We start from the raw sequence: 18,149 nt of genomic DNA, 5'->3' as shown, positions 1-18,149 counted from the left end.
CTTCCTTTAACCGAAGAAGAGGTAGGCGACAAAGATGGCGGCGATCACGCCGGCCAGGTCGGCGACCAGGCCCGCGCCGATGGCGTAGCGGGTCTTGCGGATGCCCACCGAGCCGAAGTACAGCGCCACGATGTAGAAGGTGGTGTCGGCAGCGCCCTGCAGGATGCTCGACAGGCGGCCCACGAACGAGTCCACGCCGTAGGTCTGCATCGCGTCGATCATCATGGCGCGCGAGCCGCTGCCCGACAGCGGCTTCATCAGCGCGGTCGGCAGCGCTCCCACGAAGTCGGTGTTGAGGCCCATGCCGGCGAAGACCCAGGTGAAGAACTGGACGATCATGCCGAAGATGCCCGAGTTGCGCAGCACGCTGATCGCGACCAGCATGCCGACCAGGTAAGGGATGATCGTGATCGAAGTCTGGATGCCGCCCTTGGCGCCTTCGATGAATGCCTCGTACACGTTCACGCGGCGGCGCAGCGCCATCACGATGAAGCCGACGATGATCGACAGCAGCAGCACGTTGCTGACCACCTGCGACACGACTTCGATCTCGGCCTTGGTCAGGTAGTTGTGGAAGTAGTACACCATGCTCCCGATGGCCGCGGTGATCCCGCCCAGCCAGCCGATCACGCTGCGGTGGAGCAGGTTGATGCGCTGGCGGAAGCCGACGTAGATGATCGCCGTCAGCGTCGAGCAGAACGTCGCGATCAGCGTCGGGATGAAGATGTCGGATGGGTCTTTCGCGCCCAGGATCGCGCGCTGCGCCATGATCGACAGCGGAATGATGGTCAGGCCCGAAGTCTGGATCACCAGGAACATGATCTGCGCGTCGCTCGGCTCGTCCGGCTTCTTGTTCAGCGACTGCAGGCTCTCCATGGCCTTGAGGCCGAACGGCGTGGCGGCGTTGTCGAGTCCCAGCATATTGGCCGAGAAGTTCATCACCATGTGGCCGTTGGCCGGGTGGTCGCGCGGCACGCCGGGGAAGATGCGCGAGAAGAACGGGGCGATGATGCGTGCCAGCCAGTCCACCACGCCGCCCTTTTCGCCCACGCTCATGAGGCCCAGCCACAGCGTCATGACGCCAGCCAGCGGCAGCGCGATGTCCATGACGGCCGCTTTCGCGGACGTGAAGGTGCCCTCGACAACGCGTTTGAAGATCTCGGTATCGCCCGTGAGCAGCCATTGCAGGATGGCTGCGATGAAGCCGACGATGAAGAAGCCGGACCAGATGTAATTCAGTGCCATGAGAAGGATTTCCAGTCGAGTTGCACGATTGTGCAGCGAGAGTATAGGGGGAACTCCTGCCCAATTGATGAAAGAATGCGCATCGCGCATACAAAAAAGTTATCCGCCGTGGCGGCCTTTTCATCGCCAGCCCGCCAGCCCGGCGCTATGATACGGATCGCTCCAACAGCCGCGCCCCCCATGATCCTGATCCGCATTGCCGCCGCCGTCCTGATTGCCTGTACCGCCCAGGTGGCCGGCGCGCGCGCTCCCGCGCCGCAGAAAGTGGTCCACGCCTACCTGTCCACCAGCGAGACCGGCATGGACCCGGCGGTCGCCTCAGACCTGGCCACGCTGGCGCTGCTGGAGAACGTCTTCGACCCGCTGCTGCGCTACGACTACCTGGCGCGCCCGGTCAAACTGCGCCAGAACACCGCCGCGGCCATGCCGGAGGTGTCTGCCGACGGCCTGTCCTATACCTTCCGCATCCGCCCCGGCATCTACTTCACCCCCGATCCCGCCTTCAAGGGCCGGCGCCGCGAACTGACCGCGCAGGACTACGTGTACAGCATCAAGCGCCACTACGATCCGCGCATCCGCTCGCCGTGGCTGTACCTGTTCGAGGGGAAGCTGGCCGGCGACCAGGCCCTCTCGAAGGACTTCAGCTACGACACCGCCATCGCCGGCCTGCAGGCGCTGGACAAATACACCCTGCGCATCCGCCTCAACGCGCCGGAGCAGAACTTCCTGTTCTACCTGGCCATGCCGGCATCGGCCAGCGTGGCGCGCGAGGTGATCGAGGCCTACCCGGGACAGGCGGGCAACCATCCGGTCGGCACCGGGCCGTTCATGGTCGCCGAATGGAAGCGCAGCGACCGCATCGTGCTGGCCAGGAATCCCGACTCCACCGCCGTCTTCGACTCGGCCGGCGGCCCCGACCCGGCCGACCAGGCGCTGCTGGCCAACCTGAAAGGCAAGCGCCTGCCGCTGGTCGACCGCATCGAAGTGCGCATCGCGGAAGAGTTCCAGGGCCGCATGCTGGGCTTTTTGAATGGGGAATACGACTACGTTGAGCAGGTTCCCGAGTCGATGCGCGACATGGTGATTGCCGGCGACGCGCTCAAGCCGGAGCTGGCCGCGCGCGGCATCCGCCTGTACCGTTTCGTGCCGCCGCAGACCTATTACATGTGGATGAACATGGAAAATCCGGTCATCGGCGGCTACAGCCCCGCCAAGGTGGCGCTGCGCCGCGCCATCGCGCTGTCGTACAACGGCGCCGAGGACGTGCGCCTGCTAAAGAAGAACATGGCGCTGCGCGCGCAGTCGCCGCTGCCGCCCAGCGTAATCGGCCACGATCCGGCCTACCGCAGCCCGGTACAGTACGACCCGCAGCTGGCGCGCGCGCTGCTGGACCGGTTCGGCTACAAGCAGAAGGACCCGGACGGCTTCCGCCGCGACCCGCAGGGCCGCCCGCTGACCCTGGTGATGCACAGCGAAGCCACGGTGGGCGGGCGCCTGCGTGACGAACTATGGCGCAAGAGCCTCAATTCGATCGGCCTGCGGGTGGAATTCAGGAGCGACAAGAAGACCGAGATCATCAAGGCCTCGCGCCTGGGCAAGGTCCAGATGTTCGAAAGTAACTGGTACGCCGACTTCCCGGACGGCGAGAACTTCTACCAGCTCCTGTACGGCGGCAACCGCGGGCGCGCGAATTACGCCCGCTTCAACCTGCCGGCCTATAACCAGTTGTACGAAAAATCACGCGTGCTGCCCGACTCGCCGGAGCGCCGCCGCATGTATTTCGAGATGAACCAGCTGATCCACGCCTACAACCCGTGGGTACCACTGACCCATCCGATCTCCGCCGACCTCACCCAACCGTGGCTAAAAAACTACAAGCGCCACCCTGTGGAGCTGACCCAGTGGCGCTACCTGGACATCGAGCCGGCGCTGCAGAAACAGGCCCCCGGCCAGTCGAAGTGACAAGGCTCCAGCCGGCATTCCCTAAAGTTATGCATTGCACAGGTTATTTCATTAGCTCAATATATAGGGCTGAGCGTAGCCTCGTTACACATCAATAAAGTGTCGGTACTACCGGCGCTCACAACATACGCCGCCCCACGCACGGAGGCAGCGAGAACCCAAGGAGAGACCCTGTGAAAGTTAAGAAGTTAGCGCACCTGATCGCACTGATTTGCGTCGCTGCCCCGGCGGCCGCGCAAACCGCTGCGCCACAACAGCCGATGCAGCGCGTCGAAATCACGGGTAGTAGCATCAAGCGCATCGCCAAGGAAGGCGCACTGCCGCTGGAGATCATCAGCCGCGAACAGATCGAAGCCCAGGGCATCGTCAACGCCGAGCAGCTGATCGCCACGCTGAACGTCAACGGCACCGGTTCCGACAACCTGGCCTCTAACGCCGACGTCACCTCCGGCGCAGCGCGCGGCAACAACGGCGCATCGTCCGCCAACCTGCGTGGCCAGGGCGCCGACAGCACCCTGGTGCTGCTGAACGGCCGCCGCATCGCCACCCACGGCATGAAGGGCTCCGCGGTCGACCTGAACTCGATCCCGATGGCGGCAGTCGAGCGCGTCGAAGTGCTGAAGGACGGCGCCTCCGCGATCTACGGCACCGACGCGATCGGCGGCGTGATCAACTTCATCCTGAAAAAGAACTACCAGGGCCTGGAAGCCCAGTTCTTCAACGATTCCACCGAAGCGGGCGGTTCGAACATCCAGCGCCTGCGCGTGACCGGCGGCTTCGGCGACCTCGAAACCCGTGGCTTCAACGTGCTGGTGGCAGGCTCGATCGGCAAGAACAAGGAACTGCGCGGCGACCAGCGCGACTTCGTCAACACCTTCCAGCCTGACCGTGGCGTGTCCGTCGACACCCGCGGCGCTCCGCACGCGAACATCTTCGCAGTGACCAACTCGCTGGGTCCAACCCTGCTGTCCCCGACTTCCGCCGGCGCGACCATCCCGGGCAGCACCCAGGGCTACAGCGGCGTCAGCATCCTCGACCTGCCGGGCGGCCCAGGCTGTAACTCGATCGACGGCATGGACGTCTACGACGAGAAGCTGTGGGACACCCCGAGCGCCGCCTACGGCTGCGCATGGGACACCGGCCGCGCAGCAGTGCTGCAGCAGCCAGTCGAGTCGGCCAACTTCGTCTCGCGCGCCACCTTCGCGCTCGGTGAGCACCAGGTGTTCGCCGAAGTCGTCGGCTCCAAGACCGAAGTGTCCAAGCGCTTCTCGCCGAACCAGATTTCGCCGGGCGCCACCACCTTCCCGCGCTCGTCGTTCTACCCGTCGACCGGCCCGGCCTACGACATGGTGTACAACAAGCTGGTCGCCGTGTTCCCTGGCGTGGCTGCGAACTACGGCCAGCCGATCGCCTACCGCTGGCGCTGCATGGAGTGCGGCAACCGCGAGATCGTGACCGACACCGAAGCAGCACGCTTCCAGATCGGCGCGGACGGCCCGCTGGCGATCCCTGGCTTCGGCACCTGGGACTACAAGGTTGGCCTGTCGCGCGCGCTGTCGCAGTCGGAATCGACCCTGGGCACCGGCTACAACTACACCGCAGCGCTGGCGGCCGCACTGGGCACCGGCAAGATCAACCCGTTCCTGATGCCGGGCGAGCAGCAGACGCCTGAAGCGATCGCCCTGATCCAGAGCACCTCCGCTGCAGGCGTCGTCCTGTACGGCGGCCGCAGCATCCTGTCGCAGTTCGACGCGTCGATTTCCGGCGAGCTGTTCCAGCTGCCGGCCGGCGCCGTGATGGCCGCAGTCGGCACCGACCTGCGCAAGGAAGAGTACCGCTTCAATGGCGACAAGCGCGCCGCTGGCCAGCGTCCGGTCATCCTGAACGCGCCGTTCGACGACCAGAACGCGCTGGACAAAGTGTCGCGCAACATCAAGGCGGTCTACGCCGAGCTGCTGGTCCCTGTCACCAAGGACCTCGAACTCAGCCTGGCCGGCCGCCTGGACGACTATGACGGCTTTGGCAGCACCTTCAACCCGAAGGTCTCGTTCCGCTACACCCCGATCCCGCAACTGCTGTTCCGCGGTTCGTACAACGAGGGCTTCCGCGCCCCGGCGTTCAACCAGCTGTTCAACGGCGTGACCGAAACCAACTATGCCGGCAAGGACCTGGCTGACCCGGCGACCTGCCCGACCGGCAAGGTCGACGCGTCGGTGCCTGGCTGCGAATCGATCACCCCTGTGATCCTCACCGGCGGCAAGCGCACCCTGGGTCCTGAGACCGCCAAGCAGGGTTCGATCGGCTTCGTGGTCGAACCGATCGCGGGCTACTCGTTCAACGCCGACCTGTGGGAGATCCGTCGCTTCAATCAGATCCGCTCGATCGGCCTGACCACCATGCTGGCCAACTACAACCTGTTCCAGGACAGCTTCCTGCGTGACGGCACCGGCGAACTGCTGGCGATCGACCAGCGCTGGCTGAACGCCGGTTCCTCGATCACCCGTGGCCTGGAAGTGGGCGCGCGCGCAAGCGGCAAGGTATGGGAAGGCACCTGGGGCGTGGGCATCGACGGCAGCCGCCTGCTGGAGAAGAAGTCCAAGCCGCTGGCATCCGCCCAGTTCGTGGATGAAATCGGCAAGTTCCTGTACTACGGCGACCTGGGCCTGAAGTGGAAGCACACCGCGTATGTGAGCTTCAAGAAGGGCGACTGGAGCGGCATGCTGCAGAACATCTACCGCGGCAGCTACGCGAACCAGACCCTGCCAGGCGTCGCCAACGGCAAGGTCAACCCGCCGAACTTCAACCCGAAAGTCGATCCGTACTCGATCTTCAACCTGTCGGCGACCTACACCGGCTTCAAGGACCTGACCCTGACCGCGGGTGTCAAGAACATCTTCGACGAAGATCCACCGTTCGCGATCACCTACGACAGCGCCAGCGGTGCGGGCAGCAGCTGGGAGCCGCGCGTCGCGGATCCACGCGGCCGCGCCTACACGCTGACCGTGAACTACAAGTTCTTCTGATTTAGCTTGTGTAGTTCGGCCCGTTGCATGAGGCGTCCCCCCCGCCTCCTGTAACGGGCCTTTTTCATTCCGGAAGACCGAACAACGATGCACAGCAGCGACAAGATGAGCCGGCGCGGTTTCGGCACGCTGGTGGCTGCGGCGGCGCTGGCGCTGCCTGGAGTTGCCCATGCGGCCAAGCGGCCGCGCAAACGCATGACACACACACTGATCAAACCACCGCGCCTGAACCAGGGCGACACCATTGCCATCCTCGCGCCGGGTGGGCGCACCAACGAGGAAGCCATCGGGCGCGCCGCTGCGCGCATCGAATCGCTCGGCTTCAGTGTGCGGCTGGGCGCAAACCTGCGCGAAGTGCACGGCAACTACGCCGGCACCGTGCAGCAGCGCCTGGACGACCTGCACCGCGCCTTCGCCGACCCTGAGGTCAAGGGCATCTGGTGCATCCGCGGGGGCTCCGGCTGCATCTCGCTGCTGGCGCACATCGACTATGAACTGATCCGGCGCCACCCGAAAGTCCTGATCGGGTATTCGGACATCACCGCGCTGCACCTGGCGCTGTACCGCAAGATCGGCCTGGTGACCTTCCACGGACCGGTGGCCTCGTCGGGCATCGCCGACTACACGCACCGGCAGCTGCTGGCCGTCGTGGCCGACCCGCAGCCCGAGTACATCATCGGGCAGTCGATGGAAAACCGCGTGCGCGCCCTGACCGAGCCGCATTACGGCATCCGCACGGTGCGCGAAGGCGTGGCGACAGGACGCCTGATCGGCGGGAACCTGTCGCTGGTCAGCGCGCTCGCCGGGACGCCCTATGCCGCCGACCTGGCCGGCGCGCTGGTGTACCTCGAGGAAGTCAACGAGGAGCCGTACCGGCTGGACCGCTGGATGACGCAACTGGATTTGGCCAGCCCGTTCGCAAAGGCCGCCGGCATGATGATCGGCATCTGCGACAACTGCGGGCCGGTCGAGGGCGAGACCGCGCTCACGCTCGACGAAACGCTCGACATCCACCTGCAGCCGCTGCAGGTCCCGGCCGTGACGGGCTACTCGTTCGGCCATATCCGCAACCAGTTCACGCTGCCGGTCGGCGTCAACGCGCGGCTCGACACCGCTGCCGAGACGCTGACGCTGCTCGAGCCGGCAGTTCTGTAGGAGCGAACATGTATCCGATCTCGGTCAAAGGCGTGCTCGAAACGGGCGATGGCGAAGTGGTGCTGCTGCATAACGAGCGCAACGAATGGGAGCTGCCGGGCGGGCGCATCGAGGACGGCGAGACGCCGCAGGAGTGCCTGGCGCGCGAAATCATGGAGGAGCTCGGGCTCAGCGTGCGCGTCGGCCCCCTGCTCGATTCCTACGTGCTCGAAGTCGTTCCCGGCAAGCGGGTGTTCATCGTGACCTATGGCTGCACGCTGGAAGGGCCGTTCGCGCCGGTCATCAGCGACGAGCACACGCAGTTCGGCGCGTTCCCGCCCGATTCGCTGCCGCATCCGCTGCCGTCCGGCTACCGCGCCTCCATCGACAACTGGATCTCACTCAACCAAGGAGCCTGACATGCCGTCCCCGAAGACCCTGCTGGTGCTGCTGGCGCTGGCCGCCGCGCCATTCGCATCCGCCTTTGCCGCCGATCCGTTCGAGAAGATCGATGGCGAGTGGAACGCGCTGCGCCAGCGCGCCGACGTGGACGGGCTGGAAAAGCTGATGGACGAGCGCTTCGTGCTGGTGCACTCGGACGGGCAGGTGCAGCACAAGGCCGACTACATCGCCGAGCTGCGCAACCGCACGCGTGTGAACGGGCCGATCCTCAATGAAGACGTGACGGTGCGCGCGTTCGGCGATACCGTCATCGTGAATGGCGTAAGCGTGCAGTCGGCCGTGTCGAACGGCCAGCCCTGGAATGGCCGCTTCCGTTTCACGCGCGTCTGGCGCCAGCAGGGTGGCGCCTGGAAAATCGTCTCGTCGCACTCCTCGCGCATCGCCGAAAAAGCGCGCTAACGGCAGAACTCACGCAGCGTCCGAGGGTCTAAAATAGAAATACGACCCGGAGGACATGCGATGGCAAATATCGAGGGCGCGCAAGACGAAGACCTGCGCACGGAAGTGCGGACCTTGTCGCACCAGATGGGAATGGTCGAGCACCGCCTCAATGGCGTGGAGCACCGCCTCGACGGCGTGGAGCACCGCCTGGGTGCGGTCGAGCAGCGCATCGCATCGGTCGAGGCAACGCTCCAGCATGTTGCCACCAAGGCTGACCTGCACCAGGCGCTCAATGCGCAGACGTGGAAGATGGCCGGCTTCGGTGCGACCATGCTTGCCGCGACGTTTGCGCTGGCGCGCTACCTGTAGCCTGCGCCAGGCTGGCGCAGGCCCCGTTTCGAATCTAGCGTATATCGTCGGTGGAGCCGGCATGCGCGCCGACGTTGACCGATAGCGGGAACTTCATCGCGCACGGCTTGCCGGCGCACTTGCCCGGTTTGTACTTCTGCTCCCTGGCGATGTAGCTGATGATGGTAGCGAGGTCCGGGTCCGGCGTCGCGTGGACGGTGACCCCGGTCGCGTCGCCGCTCTCGTTGACGTCGACAACGAGGTGCAAGTTGCCCCGTACCGGCGTCAGGAATGTCACGTCCAGGATGGTCTTGTACATCTGGGCGGTGCCATGGATCGGGTAAGGCGGCTCGTCATTGTCATCGAGCAGTGGATACCACGACCGGACCGTGGCACGCTCCGCGTCGCTCATTTCAGCGTAGGAGTGCCAGAACGGCACCACACCGTTGCGGATCGCGAGGGGTCGAATGTGCGTCCCCGTGATCGAATCCGACCGCAGCGTGTGCCGGGCGTCGGACGCAGGGACAGGTGGCATGCCGGTCCGCACACCGTCGACGAATTGCGCCGTGACTTTGCGTCCGCTGATGTACTGCGCGCTGCCAAGGCCGTGGAAGCGGTTGTTCTTCCATTCGCCTTCATACTGGCCGCCCAGTTCGAAGACCATTTTGCCTTTTCCCTCGCGCCGGCCGGACCTCCATTCGCCTTCGTAGCGGCCCGACCTGCTGGTCGCGACGCCGTACCCGTGGGGATTGTCATTCTCGAACGCGCCCTCGTATTCCTCGTTGTCCTTGCGCCGCATGAATCCCTTGCCGTGCAATTGGCCTTCCCTGATCTCGCCCTTGTAATGCAGCACGACCGTCTTGCCCAGCCTGATGTCGAGTACGCCGTGCCCGTCGGCGAGACCGTTCCGGCATGCGCCCGTCCATTCGACGGTCGAGCCGAGCGGCGGTTCGATGTATGCCAGCTTGCACTCGGCAGCGACTGTGGTGCTCGAAAGCGACAGGAGTGCAGCAATGAGCAAGGCTTTGTTATGCATGACAGGCTTTCAATACAGGTAGCGCGCAGATGGCGGGAACGAGAGAGCCTCCCACGAAGAAAGTTAGTTGTAAAGCAATTTTATGGCGCGAAGTCCCGGTGCTGGCAACGACTGTAGCGGGTCGAGCGGGGCCGCCAGCGTTGGCGCCTTTCAGGTGCGGTCAGTCCTGGTACGAAAACATGATCGAGAACGGATACTTCGAGGCGCACGGCTTGCCTGCGCAGATCGCCGGCTTGAACTTGTGCTTGAGGACCACCATCATCGCGAAGTTGGCGATATCCTTGTTGGGTGTAGCAAACACCGACGCCTTGGTCGGATTGCCTTCCGCATCGATGTCCACGTACATCGTCAGCATGCCTTCCGAATCTTCCTCGATGACGCTCAATCCTTCTGCGAACAGCGTGTAGATCGGCTTGGTGCCTTTCAGTGGATACGCAGGCTCGTCGCCATCGTCGATCAGCGGGAACCACGAGCGCACTTCCTTTTGTTCGGACTCACTCATGTCGGCATACGTTTTCGCGAACGGCACGGTGCCGCCGCTCGCAATATTCCAGCGCATCCGGGAGCCGTGCAGCGGCTTGTCCGACCGGATCTTGTGCGTGGGGTCCAGTTCGGGGAGGGCGGCAAGGTCTGCACGCATACCCTTGACCCACTCGGCCGTCACGGTTCGGCCGCTCGGATACAGCGCGGTTCCCGTGCCATGGAATTCGCCGTCCAGCCACTGGCCTTCGTAGCGGCCGCCCATCGCGAACACCATCTTGCCCTTGCCGGTGCGCGAGCCAGCGACGAAGTCGCCGTCGTAGCGGCCATGCATGCTGAGCAGGGTGCCCTTGCCGTGGTAGCGACCTTCGGCGAAGCCGCCTTCGTACTGGGAGCCGTCGCTGAGGCGCAGGTAGCCGTCGCCGTGCATCAGGCCCGCCTTGATGCCGCCTTCGTACTGCGCCACCAGCTTCTTCCTGCGGTCGTGCCACGTGAGTGTGCCTCGTCCTTCCGCATAGCCATCGCGGCAGCCGCCCGTCCATGTGGCCCTGGCGCCAGCGTGACCGGTGCTGTTGACGACGCGGCAGCCGTCGGCGCCGGACAGTTCCGGTGTATCAGCGGCATACGACATGGCGGGGAACAGGAAAAACAGTGCGAGGAGAGCGCGTCGGTACATGGCAGGTTCCAGCTTTGGTAACGCTGCCATGGTAACGGCGAATCGGTCGCTATCGGCGCTTCTTTGCCAGGAAAATAACGGGCAGCCGTGGCGTTCGTGGTCAATGCGAGACAGGCTAAAGTGCGCGGGTCATCAGGGTGCTGGCGTGGCTTTCTCCATCGATGCGGTACATGTCCACGATTTCACCGGCCACGCCGAATTGCGCCCGGTGGTAGAGGGCGATTGCCGGCGTGTTCCCCGAAAGGACTTCGAGGTCGATCCATGCGAACCCGGCCTCGCGTGCCCAGGCGGCCGCAGTGTCGATCAGGCGCAGGCCAAGGCCCAGCCTGCGGTAATCGCGCTGCACGGCCATGCCCAGCATCGTGCGGTGCGCGCAGCCTTGTTCCGGGCGGGCGCGCAGGTCGATGTGGCCGGCGATGGCGCCATCGCCGGCGATGGCCAGCCATGCACGGCGCCAGCCCGCCTCGCCTACCGGCGTGGCCAGTCCGTTGGTGAAGCGGCTGCGGATCGGGAGCGGGACCACCGGGTCGGCCGTGCGCGGGACCGGCTGGAACAAGGGGCTGCCGCCGCTGCCGTTTTCCATCAGCTGTTCGCCCAGGTAGGCGAACAGCGCGGGAAGATCCGCGGGCGTGGCGGCGCGGATCTCGCAGATCACAATGCGCGAGCGATCAGGATCTTCTGGATGTCGCTGGTGCCTTCGTAGATCTGGCACACGCGCACATCGCGGTAGATGCGCTCGACCGGGAAGTCGCTCACATAGCCGTAACCGCCGTGGATCTGGATCGCGTCCGAGCACACGCGCTCGGCCATCTCGGAGGCGAACAGCTTGGCCATCGCCGCCTCCTTCAGGCACGGCACGCCGGCGTCCTTGAGCGAGGCGGCGTGCAGGATCAGCTGGCGCGCAGCCTCGATCTGGGTCGCCATCTCGGACAGCTTGAACTGGATCGACTGGTGCTCGAAGATCTGCTTGCCGAACGACTCGCGGTCGCGCGCGTACGACAGCGCGGCTTCGAACGCGGCGCGCGCCATGCCGACCGACTGCGAGGCGATGCCGATGCGGCCGCCCTCGAGGCCGGACAGCGCGATCTTGTAGCCCTGGCCTTCCTCGCCGATCAGGTTTTCGGCCGGGATGCGGCAGTTCTCCAGCAGGATCTGCGCGGTGTCGGACGAGTGCTGGCCCATCTTGTGTTCCAGGCCGGCGACGATGTAGCCGGGCGTATTGGTCGGCACCCAGAACGCGCTGATGCCGCGCTTGCCGGCCGCCTTGTCGGTCACCGCCATCACGATTGCGACGTCGCCGTGCTTGCCGCTGGTGATGAACTGCTTGGTGCCGTTCAGGACGTATTCGTTGCCGTCACGGGTGGCGGTGGTGCGCAGCGCGGAGGCGTCGCTGCCGGTGTGCGGCTCGGTCAGCGCGAAGGCGCCCAGCATCTCGCCTTGCGCCAGCGGGCGCAGCCATTTCTGCTTTTGCGCGTCGTTCGCGTACATCATCGCGATGCTGCACACGGGGCAGTTGTTGACCGAGATGATGGTGGAGGTGCCGCCGTCGCCAGCCGCGATCTCTTCCAGCACCAGCGCCAGCGACACGTAGTCCATGCCCGCGCCGCCCAGTTCTTCCGGCACCGCGACGCCAAACGCGCCCAGCGCCGCCAGCTCCTTCAGTTCTTCCTTCGGGAAGTGGCCTTCCTTGTCCCAGCGCGCGGCGTTGGGGGCAAGGCGCTCCTGCGAAAAAGTGCGCAGGGCGTCACGGATCATCTGGTGCTCTTCGGAGAGGATCATGCGGTGTCTCTTGGGTGGTGTGTTGTCGATCGCGGCTTACCAGGGAATCGGCGTGCCGTCGTAGTTGAGGAATCTGCCGTTGTCGGCGGGAGTCAGCCTGGCCAGCGTCGCGCGCAGGCCGGCCACGCTTTCCTGGGGCGAGAGCGAGGCGGACTGGCCGCCCATGTCGGTCTTCACCCAGCCAGGGTGGAACGCGACGCAGGTGGCGCCCTGGCTGCCGAAGTTGATGCTGGTGTCGACCAGCACCGAGTTCAGCGCGGCCTTGCTGGCGCGGTACAGCGTGCCCATGGTGCTGTGGCGCGCGCCGATCGAGCCCATTTTCGACGAGATCACGGCGAGCTTGCCGTTGGCGGCAGCCACCATCGGCGCGACGATCGGCAGCAGGCGCATCGCGGACAGCACGTTGGTGTGCATCACGCTGTCGAAATCGGCCTCGGTCGGGAAGCCGTCGTGGCGCGGGCCATACACGCCTGCCACCAGCCAGGCAGCGTCGACGTGTTCGCCGTCCAGCGTCCAGCCGAGGGCGGCCAAGCCTTCGACGCTGGTGACGTCGAGCTTGTGCCCTTCGGCGCCGAGCGCCTTCAGGCGCGCCAGGTCTTCCGGCTTGCGGCAGGTGCCGATCACGCGCCAGCCGTCCGCGCGGTACTGGCGCACCAGTTCGAGGCCGATGCCGCGCGATGCGCCAAGGATGAGGGCTGTTGGCATCAGTTAGGCTGCGTTAGGCAAAAAAGGGCAAAAATAGGCAAAGATAGGCTCAGTTAGCGCAGGAAGGGGACTGTGCCTGCGCGCCAGGGCGGCAGGACAGTCCCCCGCTCCTGTTCTTACATCATCTCGATGGCGATGGCGGTGGCTTCGCCGCCGCCGATGCACAGCGAGGCCACGCCGCGCTTGCCGCCGGTGCGCTTCAGCGCGCCCAGCAGGGTCACCATGATGCGCGCGCCCGATGCGCCGATCGGGTGGCCCAGTGCGCAGGCGCCGCCGTGGATGTTGACCTTGTCGTGCGGGATGCCGAGGTCCTTCATCGCTGCCATCGGCACCGCGGCGAACGCTTCGTTGATCTCGAACAGGTCGACGTCGGCAGGCGTCCAGCCGGTCTTGGCGAACAGCTTTTCCATCGAGCCGATCGGCGCGGTGGTGAACAGGTTCGGCTCGCGTGCATGGGTCGCGTGCGCGATGATCTTCGCGATCGGGGCCAGGCCCAGCTTCTTCGCGGTCGATTCGCGCATCATGACCAGCGCCGCTGCGCCGTCGTTGATCGACGAGGACGATGCGGCCGTGATGGTGCCGTCCTTCTTGAACGCGGCCTTGAGGGCCGGAATCTTGTCCAGCTTGGCCTTCAGCGGGCCTTCATCCTTGTCGATGACGGTGTCGCCGGCGCGGCCGGACACGGTGACGGGCGCGATCTCCCACTTGAAGTAGCCTTCCGACGTGGCTTCCTGCGCACGCTTGACGGATGCGATCGCGAACGCGTCCTGCTCTTCGCGGGTGAACTGGTACTGGGCCACGCACTCTTCCGCGAAGGTGCCCATCGAACGGCCACCGCCGGTCTTTTCGTCGCGCGAGTACGCGTCTTCCAGGCCGTCGTACATCATGTGGTCGTACATCATGCCGTGGCCGATGCGGTAGCCGCCGCGCGCCTTCGGAATCAGGTATGGCGCGTTGGTCATGGATTCCATGCCGCCCGCGACGATCACATCGGCGCTGCCGGCAACCAGCGAGTCATGCGCGTGGATCGCGGCCTGCATCGCGGAGCCGCACATCTTCGACAGCGTGACCGCGCCGGTGGACAGCGGCAGGCCGGCCTTGATCAGCGCCTGGCGCGCCGGCGCCTGGCCCTGGCCCGCCATCAGGCAGTTGCCGAAGTAGACGTGTTCGACCAGCTTCGGATCGACGCCCGCGCGCTCGACTGCCGCCTGGATCGCGACCGCGCCGAGGTCGTTCGCGGACTTGCTGGAAAAATCGCCCTGGAAGGCGCCCATCGGGGTGCGCGCCGCGCCGACGATAACGACTGGATCATTCATTGTGATTACTCTCCAAAAAGGCCGGGGCCAGCGGCTCCGGCAGGTGGTTTGCGTTGGTGTTGTTGGTACTGCCGCCATTCCTGAAGCGGACCTGCTGCGGGTAGGGGAACACGTCCTCGATCGCCCCTCCCGCTATGCGTTCTTTGTGCGACTGCCACCAGCTGGCCGTCAGCAAGTCCGCGTTGTGCTTCATGAAGTACGCGCGGATCTTGGGATTCCCGAGCAGGAAAGTGCCGAACTGCGCGGGGAATACATCGTGCCGGCCGACCGGATACCACGGCTCGGCCGACATTTCGTCCTCTTCGTTGCGCGCCTGCGGAATCTCGCGGAACACGCAATCGGTGAGGTACTCGATCTCGTCATAATCGTAAAACACCACGCGGCCATGGCGCGTGACGCCGAAATTCTTGTACAGCATATCGCCCGGGAAGATATTGGCCGCGACCAGGTCCCGGATCGCATTCCCGTATTCTACGATGCCATGCTCGATCAGGCTGTCGTCGCCATTTTTCTCCGCATTGGCGAGGAAGATGTTGAGCGGGACCATGCGCCGCTCGATGTACAGGTGGCGCACGATGATCTGGCCGCCCTCGATCTCCACCTGCGACGGCGCGTGCTTCTGCAGCTCGTCCACCAGCTCCTCGCTGAAGCGGTCGAGCGGGAACGCGACATTCGAATACTCGAGCGTGTCGGCCATGCGGCCTACGCGGTCGTGGTGCTTGACCAGCAGGTACTTCTCCTTGACCTGCGCGCGGCTGGTGTCCTTCGGCGCCGGGAAGAAGTCCTTGATCACCTTGAACACGTAGGGGAAGGAGGGCAGCGTGAACACCAGCATGACCAGGCCCTTGATGCCCGGCGCAATCTGGAAGCGGTCGGCGCTGTGCTTCAGGTGCTGCAGGTAGTCGCGGTAGAACAGCGTCTTGCCCTGCTTTTGCAGGCCGAGGATGGTGTAGATCTCGCTCTTGGGCTTGCGCGGCAGGAGGCTGCGCAGGAACTGCACGTAGGCCGACGGCACCTCCATGTCGACCATGAAATAGGCGCGCGTGAACGAGAACAGGATCACGATCTGCTCGTGCTCCAGCAGCACCGTGTCGAGGAACAGCTCGCCCTTGCGGTTGTGCAGGATCGGCACCACGAATGGATACTGGCGGCCGCCGTTGATCAGTTTGCCGACGATGTACGCGCCCTTGTTGCGGTAGAAGAGATTCGACAGCACATGGATCTGGTGGTCCGGCTCGATCTCGGCGCCGGCGCCGGTCATCTGCCCGATGCGCTGCCCGACAAACCCGATGTCGCGGTCCAGGTCCGCGAAGCGCGCGTTGAGCTGGAAGTTGGTGACGATGCGCTTGAGCGTGAAGTGCAGTCCATCCACCAGCGGGTAGTACACGCGGTAGGTCGGCAGCAGTTCCTCCGGCTCGATGTACTCGGTCGACACGGCCGGGCGCACGAAGATGAAATCGTTGTTGTAGTAGGTGCGGTGCAGGATGCTGCAGCAGACCGAATTGAAGAAGGTCTCGGCCAGCTCGGGCCGTTTGTGGCCGGTCAGGAGGCCGATGTAATGCAGCTTGGTTTCGCGCCAGACTTCCCCGGCCAGCTCGGACGGCTCGTACTCGTCTTCCAGCACGTGCACGCATTCCTGCACGCGCTGGTCGTAGAAATCGATGCGCTCGCGCTGCTCCTTCTGCGCCACCGCCCAGTCGCCCTGCTCGAAGTGCAGGCGGGCGGCCTGGCTGGCCTGGCGGAACAGGCGGTAGTGCTTGTCGAAGCCGTCCAGGATCGTGCGCGCGATGTCGAACGCGATCTGGGACGACAGCAGCTTGGGGAACGTGTTCATCGGGGTTGGGGACTGTCCCTGCGGGACTGTCCCCTAAACCTTTACTTGGTTTCGGCAAACAGCTCGCGGCCGATCAGCATGCGGCGGATCTCGCTGGTGCCCGCGCCGATCTCGTACAGCTTGGCGTCGCGCCACAGGCGGCCGACCGGGTACTCGTTGATATAGCCGTTGCCGCCCAGGGTCTGGATCGCTTCGCCCGCCATCCAGGTGGCCTTCTCGGCCGAGTACAGGATCGCGCCTGCCGCATCCTTGCGCAGGTTGCGCACCTGCTCCGGCGTCACCGCGCGGTCGCAGGCCTGGCCGACCGCGTACACGTAGGCGCGGCACGCCATCATGGTCGAATACATGTCCGCCAGCTTGCCCTGCATGAGCTGGAACTCGCCGATCGGCTGGCCGAACTGCTTGCGGTCGTGGACGTAAGGGATCACCGCGTCCATGCACGCCGACATGATGCCCAGCGGGCCGCCGGACAGCACGGTGCGCTCGAAGTCGAGGCCCGACATCAGCACGTTCACGCCCTTGCCTTCGCCGCCGAGGATGTTCTCGGCCGGGACTTCGCAGTCCTCGAACACCAGCTCGCCGGTGTGCGAGCCGCGCATGCCCAGCTTGTCGAGCTTCTGCGCGATCGAGAAGCCCTTGAAACCCTTCTCGATCAGGAAGGCGGTCATGCCGCGCGGGCCCGCTTCCAGGTCCGTCTTCGCGTACACCACCAGGGTGTCGGCGTCCGGGCCGTTGGTGATCCACATCTTGGTGCCGTTCAGGACGTAGCGGTCGCCCTTGAATTCGGCCTTGAGCTTCATGCTCACCACGTCGGAGCCGGCGTTCGGCTCGGACATCGCCAGCGCGCCCACGTGCTCGCCCGAGATCAGCTTCGGCAGGTACTTGCGCTTCTGTTCTTCGGTGCCGTTGCGCTTGATCTGGTTGACGCACAGGTTCGAGTGCGCGCCGTAGGACAGGCCGACCGACGCCGATGCGCGCGAGATCTCTTCCATCGCCACGATGTGCGCCAGGTAGCCCATGTTGGCGCCGCCGTATTCCTCGCCCACGGTGATGCCGAGCAGGCCCAGTTCGCCCATCTTCTTCCACAGGTCCATCGGGAACTGGTCGGTGCGGTCGATCTCGGCGGCGCGCGGCGCGATCTCGGCGGCGGCGAATTGTTGGACTGCTTCGCGCAGCGCGGCGATGTCTTCGCCATGGTCAAAGGTCAGGCCTGGGAGATGCAGCATGGGATCCTCGTGGATGGAAGGGTGGATGATTGATCAGGATGATACGCCGTGTTGACGTTAACGTAAACGTCAAGCAGCGTCGTCTTGCGGCTGAGGCTGGCGCGCGGCGCCTGCCAGCAGGCTGCGGCATTCTTCTTCGTGCGCGGCGATCTCGGCCAGCGTGACCTCGATGTCCTCGCGCTGCTGCTCCAGCACCTCGCGCTGGTGCGCCAGCACGCCGAGGAAGCGGTTGATCTGGGCCGCAGTGTCCTTGGGCGACTCGTACATGTCGACGATGCTCTTGATCTCGGACAGGGTCAGGCCGAGACGCTTGCCGCGCAGGGTCAGCTTGAGGTGGGTGCGGTCGCGCGCCGTGTACACGCGGTTGCGCCCGCCGACGCCTTCGCGGCTCGGCTTGAGCAAGCCCTGGTCTTCATAGAAGCGGATCGCGCGCGCGGTGATATCGAATTCGCGCGCCAGTTCGGCGATGGTATAGGTTCGCATGGTGTAGGGCGTGAAGGTGGCTTAGAATAGCTTTCCGTTTACGTCAACGTCAACCGCAT

Annotated in this window: 16 protein-coding genes; 6 read left to right on the top strand and 10 right to left on the bottom strand. The window is 64.9% G+C overall.

Going from position 1 to position 18,149, the window contains the following annotated elements; genetic code table 11:
- Positions 1-6: 6 nt before the first annotated feature.
- Positions 7-1,245, bottom strand: coding sequence for a nucleoside recognition domain-containing protein (locus tag ACFSQR_RS00765; protein ID WP_377726945.1), 1,239 nt, complete (start codon positions 1,243-1,245; stop codon positions 7-9).
- A 180-nt stretch (positions 1,246-1,425) separates the two neighbouring features.
- Between ACFSQR_RS00765 and ACFSQR_RS00760 the strand changes: the two genes are divergently transcribed.
- The 6 genes from ACFSQR_RS00760 to ACFSQR_RS00735 all read left to right on the top strand — a co-directional run bounded on the left by ACFSQR_RS00760 (position 1,426) and on the right by ACFSQR_RS00735 (position 8,576).
- On the top strand, positions 1,426-3,207 hold the full coding sequence (locus tag ACFSQR_RS00760; protein WP_377726942.1) for an ABC transporter substrate-binding protein: 1,782 nt from the start codon (positions 1,426-1,428) through the stop codon (positions 3,205-3,207).
- A 173-nt stretch (positions 3,208-3,380) separates the two neighbouring features.
- On the top strand, positions 3,381-6,230 hold the full coding sequence (locus ACFSQR_RS00755; RefSeq protein WP_377726939.1) for a TonB-dependent receptor domain-containing protein: 2,850 nt from the start codon (positions 3,381-3,383) through the stop codon (positions 6,228-6,230).
- Between the two features lie 87 nt (positions 6,231-6,317).
- Complete coding sequence (locus ACFSQR_RS00750; RefSeq protein WP_377726936.1) at positions 6,318-7,385, top strand: LD-carboxypeptidase; 1,068 nt, start codon at positions 6,318-6,320, stop codon at positions 7,383-7,385.
- Positions 7,386-7,393: 8 nt separating this feature from the next.
- On the top strand, positions 7,394-7,783 hold the full coding sequence (locus ACFSQR_RS00745) for an NUDIX domain-containing protein (protein WP_377726933.1): 390 nt from the start codon (positions 7,394-7,396) through the stop codon (positions 7,781-7,783).
- 1 nt (position 7,784) lies between these two features.
- Positions 7,785-8,225: a nuclear transport factor 2 family protein gene (locus ACFSQR_RS00740; RefSeq protein ID WP_377726931.1), complete on the top strand. Its 441-nt coding sequence runs from the start codon at positions 7,785-7,787 to the stop codon at positions 8,223-8,225.
- A 60-nt stretch (positions 8,226-8,285) separates the two neighbouring features.
- A complete protein-coding gene (locus tag ACFSQR_RS00735) occupies positions 8,286-8,576 on the top strand; it encodes a hypothetical protein (RefSeq protein ID WP_377726929.1) in 291 nt (96 codons plus the stop codon).
- 34 nt (positions 8,577-8,610) lie between these two features.
- On the opposite strand, the gene ACFSQR_RS00730 is transcribed toward ACFSQR_RS00735, so the two are convergent.
- The 9 genes from ACFSQR_RS00730 to ACFSQR_RS00690 all read right to left on the bottom strand — a co-directional run bounded on the left by ACFSQR_RS00730 (position 8,611) and on the right by ACFSQR_RS00690 (position 18,090).
- Positions 8,611-9,591 (bottom strand): MORN repeat-containing protein, encoded by a 981-nt coding sequence (locus ACFSQR_RS00730; protein WP_377726927.1) that lies wholly within the window; start codon positions 9,589-9,591, stop codon positions 8,611-8,613.
- 160 nt (positions 9,592-9,751) lie between these two features.
- Positions 9,752-10,747 carry a hypothetical protein gene (locus ACFSQR_RS00725; RefSeq protein WP_377726924.1) on the bottom strand — a complete coding sequence of 332 codons (996 nt, stop codon included), beginning with the start codon at positions 10,745-10,747 and terminating at the stop codon, positions 9,752-9,754.
- Between the two features lie 115 nt (positions 10,748-10,862).
- Entirely contained in the window at positions 10,863-11,402 is a 540-nt protein-coding gene (locus ACFSQR_RS00720) for a GNAT family N-acetyltransferase (RefSeq protein ID WP_377726921.1), read from the bottom strand.
- A complete protein-coding gene (locus ACFSQR_RS00715) occupies positions 11,399-12,526 on the bottom strand; it encodes an acyl-CoA dehydrogenase family protein (RefSeq protein ID WP_377726919.1) in 1,128 nt (375 codons plus the stop codon). The genes ACFSQR_RS00720 and ACFSQR_RS00715 overlap by 4 nt, the downstream gene beginning before the upstream one ends.
- A gap of 36 nt (positions 12,527-12,562) precedes the next feature.
- Entirely contained in the window at positions 12,563-13,231 is a 669-nt protein-coding gene (locus ACFSQR_RS00710) for an SDR family oxidoreductase (RefSeq protein WP_377726916.1), read from the bottom strand.
- 116 nt (positions 13,232-13,347) lie between these two features.
- On the bottom strand, positions 13,348-14,547 hold the full coding sequence (locus ACFSQR_RS00705; protein ID WP_377726913.1) for an acetyl-CoA C-acyltransferase: 1,200 nt from the start codon (positions 14,545-14,547) through the stop codon (positions 13,348-13,350).
- Positions 14,540-16,381, bottom strand: coding sequence for a bifunctional isocitrate dehydrogenase kinase/phosphatase (gene aceK, locus ACFSQR_RS00700; protein ID WP_377726910.1), 1,842 nt, complete (start codon positions 16,379-16,381; stop codon positions 14,540-14,542). Before aceK ends, ACFSQR_RS00705 begins: the two co-directional genes overlap by 8 nt.
- A 41-nt stretch (positions 16,382-16,422) precedes the next feature.
- Positions 16,423-17,607: an isovaleryl-CoA dehydrogenase gene (locus ACFSQR_RS00695; RefSeq protein ID WP_377726907.1), complete on the bottom strand. Its 1,185-nt coding sequence runs from the start codon at positions 17,605-17,607 to the stop codon at positions 16,423-16,425.
- A 69-nt stretch (positions 17,608-17,676) separates the two neighbouring features.
- Positions 17,677-18,090 carry a MerR family DNA-binding transcriptional regulator gene (locus ACFSQR_RS00690; protein ID WP_377726905.1) on the bottom strand — a complete coding sequence of 138 codons (414 nt, stop codon included), beginning with the start codon at positions 18,088-18,090 and terminating at the stop codon, positions 17,677-17,679.
- Positions 18,091-18,149: the final 59 nt, after the last annotated feature.

This window comes from Pseudoduganella sp. GCM10020061, assembly GCF_042683405.1.
Taxonomy (GTDB): Bacteria; Pseudomonadota; Gammaproteobacteria; order Burkholderiales; family Burkholderiaceae_D; genus Telluria.
The sequence above is the reverse complement of the archived record's forward strand: the minus strand, read 5'-3'. Positions and strand labels throughout refer to the sequence as shown.

Coding starts and splice junctions, on each gene's coding strand:
- ACFSQR_RS00730 (WP_377726927.1), bottom strand. CDS start 9,591: ATGCATAACAAAGCCTTGCTCATTGCTGCACTCCTGTCGCTTTCGAGC.
- aceK (WP_377726910.1), bottom strand. CDS start 16,381: ATGAACACGTTCCCCAAGCTGCTGTCGTCCCAGATCGCGTTCGACATC.
- ACFSQR_RS00760 (WP_377726942.1), top strand. CDS start 1,426: ATGATCCTGATCCGCATTGCCGCCGCCGTCCTGATTGCCTGTACCGCC.
- ACFSQR_RS00745 (WP_377726933.1), top strand. CDS start 7,394: ATGTATCCGATCTCGGTCAAAGGCGTGCTCGAAACGGGCGATGGCGAA.
- ACFSQR_RS00710 (WP_377726916.1), bottom strand. CDS start 13,231: ATGCCAACAGCCCTCATCCTTGGCGCATCGCGCGGCATCGGCCTCGAA.
- ACFSQR_RS00690 (WP_377726905.1), bottom strand. CDS start 18,090: ATGCGAACCTATACCATCGCCGAACTGGCGCGCGAATTCGATATCACC.
- ACFSQR_RS00735 (WP_377726929.1), top strand. CDS start 8,286: ATGGCAAATATCGAGGGCGCGCAAGACGAAGACCTGCGCACGGAAGTG.
- ACFSQR_RS00715 (WP_377726919.1), bottom strand. CDS start 12,526: ATGATCCTCTCCGAAGAGCACCAGATGATCCGTGACGCCCTGCGCACT.
- ACFSQR_RS00750 (WP_377726936.1), top strand. CDS start 6,318: ATGCACAGCAGCGACAAGATGAGCCGGCGCGGTTTCGGCACGCTGGTG.
- ACFSQR_RS00705 (WP_377726913.1), bottom strand. CDS start 14,547: ATGAATGATCCAGTCGTTATCGTCGGCGCGGCGCGCACCCCGATGGGC.
- ACFSQR_RS00695 (WP_377726907.1), bottom strand. CDS start 17,607: ATGCTGCATCTCCCAGGCCTGACCTTTGACCATGGCGAAGACATCGCC.
- ACFSQR_RS00725 (WP_377726924.1), bottom strand. CDS start 10,747: ATGTACCGACGCGCTCTCCTCGCACTGTTTTTCCTGTTCCCCGCCATG.
- ACFSQR_RS00765 (WP_377726945.1), bottom strand. CDS start 1,245: ATGGCACTGAATTACATCTGGTCCGGCTTCTTCATCGTCGGCTTCATC.
- ACFSQR_RS00740 (WP_377726931.1), top strand. CDS start 7,785: ATGCCGTCCCCGAAGACCCTGCTGGTGCTGCTGGCGCTGGCCGCCGCG.